The organism is Microcystis sp. LEGE 00066 (genome assembly GCF_015207925.1).
GTDB lineage: Bacteria > Cyanobacteriota > Cyanobacteriia > Cyanobacteriales > Microcystaceae > Microcystis > Microcystis ichthyoblabe_A.
In genome coordinates this window covers 1-3,061 of record NZ_JADEVX010000305.1, presented here as the reverse complement: position 1 = coordinate 3,061, position 3,061 = coordinate 1, and the positions used below count along the sequence as shown (strand labels likewise).

The following is a 3,061-nucleotide window of genomic DNA, read 5'->3' as shown; positions in this document are numbered from 1 at the left end:
CCCACTTCCCCAACAATTGTAAAGAAATGTTACAATTATGCTGTTATAACAGCTTACCATCTTGACAGGAGAGAAAGACAGTGGTTATAGTAGAGACACATACCCGGGTAAACCAATTTAGTGATATGCAAGACAAGCAAAAAGTCACACTGTACCTTCCCCCTGGAGTCCATCGTCAACTGAAAATCAAAGCCGCGATCGATGAAGAATCGATGTCAGGGCTGGTGGAAAAAGCGATCGCTTTTTACCTGAAATACCCCGAAAAGGTAGAAGAAATCGAAGCCACCGCCTATGGCAAAACCTATCAGGTTCATGTCTGTCCCGAGTGTGATGCCGCGTTAGTAATGAAAGAAGATCGGCTAAGGTCGATCAAACGCCAGCCCGCAATAGTGGGCGACGAGTTCCCGATCGAAGTTCCCGAACCCGTTGGCGCTCAAGGAACCACAGAGGGAGAAGCAGCCTTAGTTCCCTGCTAAACTCTCAGTAGCCGAACAAGGCATCCACAGCCATCAGCCGCCCAAGGTCTAAACCGTTACCACAAATAGGGTCGATGTTATGAAAGAAGAGCTAGGAATTCTCGTCAAGGCTCAGTATCCCCTGATTTACCTCGTCACCTCCGAGGAGGAAAGGGCGGAAGAAGCCATCAGCAAAATAGCCCAACTAAATACACAACATCGACGGGTGTTTGTCTGGACTGTCACCCACGGCATGATCGAACAGGGTCAACCCCGCCAAACCAGTCAACATAATACCGTGTCGCCAGAAGCGGCGATCGAATGGGTAGTGCGTCAACGGGAAGGGGGTATCTACATCTTTAAAGACCTGCATCCGTTCATCACTTCTGCTCCGGTGACTCGCTGGTTAAGAGATGCGATCGCCAGCTTTAAGGGAACCGAAAAAATCATTATTTTAATGTCTCCCCTGCAAGAAGTCCCCATAGAACTAGAGAAAGACGTGGTAGTTCTAGATTTTCCTCTGCCGGACATGGGAGAGTTGGATACGGTTCTCTCGCAACATCTAGGCAAAAATCAAAATCGTCGTACCACCACAGAAGTCCGGGAAAAACTCCTGAAAGCTGCCTTGGGTTTAACCAAAGATGAAGCCGAAAAAGTTTACCGCAAGGCCTATGTAAAAGCCAACAAATTAACGGAAGACGAGGTAGAAATCGTCCTTTCCGAGAAAAAACAACTGATTCGCCGCAACGGAATTTTAGAATACATTGAAGAGGACGAGACCATCAATGCCGTCGGCGGTCTGGAAGAACTAAAAAAATGGTTAAGACAGCGCTCGAACGCCTTTACAGAAAGAGCCAGAGGTTACGGACTCCCCCAACCGAAAGGAATGCTAATTTTAGGAGTACCGGGCTGTGGTAAGTCCTTAATTGCCAAAACCACCTCGCGCCTCTGGAGTTTACCGCTCCTGCGCTTAGATATGGGACGGGTTTACGATGGTTCCATGGTGGGACGGTCTGAGGCTAACCTGCGTAATGCCTTAAAAACTGCCGAATCCATCTCTCCGGCCATTCTTTTCATCGATGAATTAGATAAAGCTTTTGCCGGTGGTACAGGATCCGCAGATTCCGATGGGGGAACCTCTAGCCGCATCTTCGGCTCCTTCCTGACTTGGATGCAGGAAAAAACCTCGCCCGTCTTCGTTATGGCCACAGCTAACCGGATTGAACGGCTACCCGGGGAATTTCTCCGCAAGGGGCGCTTCGATGAAATCTTCTTTGTCGATTTGCCCAATTCCGAAGAAAGACAAGATATCTTTAATATTCACCTGACTAAACGACGCTCCGACATTTCTCGCTTCGATTTGGAGCAGTTAGCCAAGGTATCCGATGGGTTTTCCGGTGCGGAAATAGAACAGGCGCTGATTGCCGCCATGTATGAGGCCTTCGCCCAAGATCGCGAATTCACGCAATTAGACATTATTGCGGCGATTAAGGCGACTCTGCCCCTATCTCGCACCATGACCGAACAGGTAACTGCCCTGCGTGATTGGGCCAGACAACGCGCCCGACCTGCTTCGGCCTCCGTCGCTGAGTACCAGCGATTGGAGTTCTAACAGACTTTCGCCCGCTCCCAACGGGATGAAAGGCTAGTTCTCAGGGACTAGCAATGCCTCGAAAAGCCGCTTGGCGGCACTCTTTAACTCTCAATCTGTTGTTGTTAATTCTTAATCTACAAAGAGGAAATTCCAATGTCTCATTTCAGCACTCTCCGGACCAAAATCACCGATGCCGAAATCCTCAAAGCTTCTCTCCGCGACCTCGGCATTAGCGTGAAAACCGAAGCCGATGTTCGTGGTTACAACGGTCAACGGGTTCGCTCTGACATCGTTGCTGTTCTCGATGGCGAATATGATCTCGGTTGGTCCCGCAATACCGACGGCAGTTTTGATTTAATCGCTGACCTCTGGGGTGTGGCCAAAAAACACAATCAAACCGAATTGATCAACTCGATCAACCAAAAATACGCTGTGAACAAAACCCTATCCGAAGTGAAACAGCGCGGTCTGCAAAACGCTAACGTTAAGCTAGTCGTTCAAAGCTGAGATTTACAGCGCGTTCCCAAGCCTAGGGGTTGACCAGTTCGGTTAACCCTTTTTTCTGTCTGTGGGGTATGTTAAGAATAGTAGTGCGAAACGTTTAGGCATGAAATAGGGCTGAAATGCCCGAAATAACCGCCTAGTAAGGTCTTCAGTCCCCTGACTGAATCTAACAGGTCAACCCAGACCAGCCTTATAACTGTTTATATGTCCCAACGTTTAGTATCACCCGATACCAAATCAGGCAAGGGGACTCAAGGTCAATACACTTTGTAACAATTAATCACAAATCGTTACAAAGCTGAGAGTAACGGCGATAGCCACCCCCAGATTCAGAAGTCACAATTCTGGGACTGAAGCGGGGAACGGAAGGCTCCGAGGTGCAACCTAACACCAGAATCGAGACCACTGCCAACCATCCATGATTAGGTGTGAACCGAATGTCCGACCTGAACCATCGTAATTAGCTAGTAGTGAAATAGGTTGATACACTGCGTTCAAAAGAACAAGG

General features: G+C 48.6%; 3 protein-coding genes. All 3 read left to right on the top strand.

Annotated elements, in window-relative coordinates:
* Positions 1–125 precede the first annotated feature (125 nt).
* The 3 genes from IQ224_RS22830 to IQ224_RS22820 all read left to right on the top strand — a co-directional run bounded on the left by IQ224_RS22830 (position 126) and on the right by IQ224_RS22820 (position 2,556).
* Positions 126–476, top strand: a complete 351-nt coding sequence (locus IQ224_RS22830) for a hypothetical protein (RefSeq protein WP_002741412.1) — start codon at positions 126–128, stop codon at positions 474–476.
* A 79-nt stretch (positions 477–555) separates the two neighbouring features.
* Positions 556–2,067: an AAA family ATPase gene (locus tag IQ224_RS22825; RefSeq protein WP_002741410.1), complete on the top strand. Its 1,512-nt coding sequence runs from the start codon at positions 556–558 to the stop codon at positions 2,065–2,067.
* 135 nt (positions 2,068–2,202) lie between these two features.
* Complete coding sequence (locus IQ224_RS22820; RefSeq protein WP_002731874.1) at positions 2,203–2,556, top strand: DUF1257 domain-containing protein; 354 nt, start codon at positions 2,203–2,205, stop codon at positions 2,554–2,556.
* Positions 2,557–3,061 lie beyond the last annotated feature (505 nt).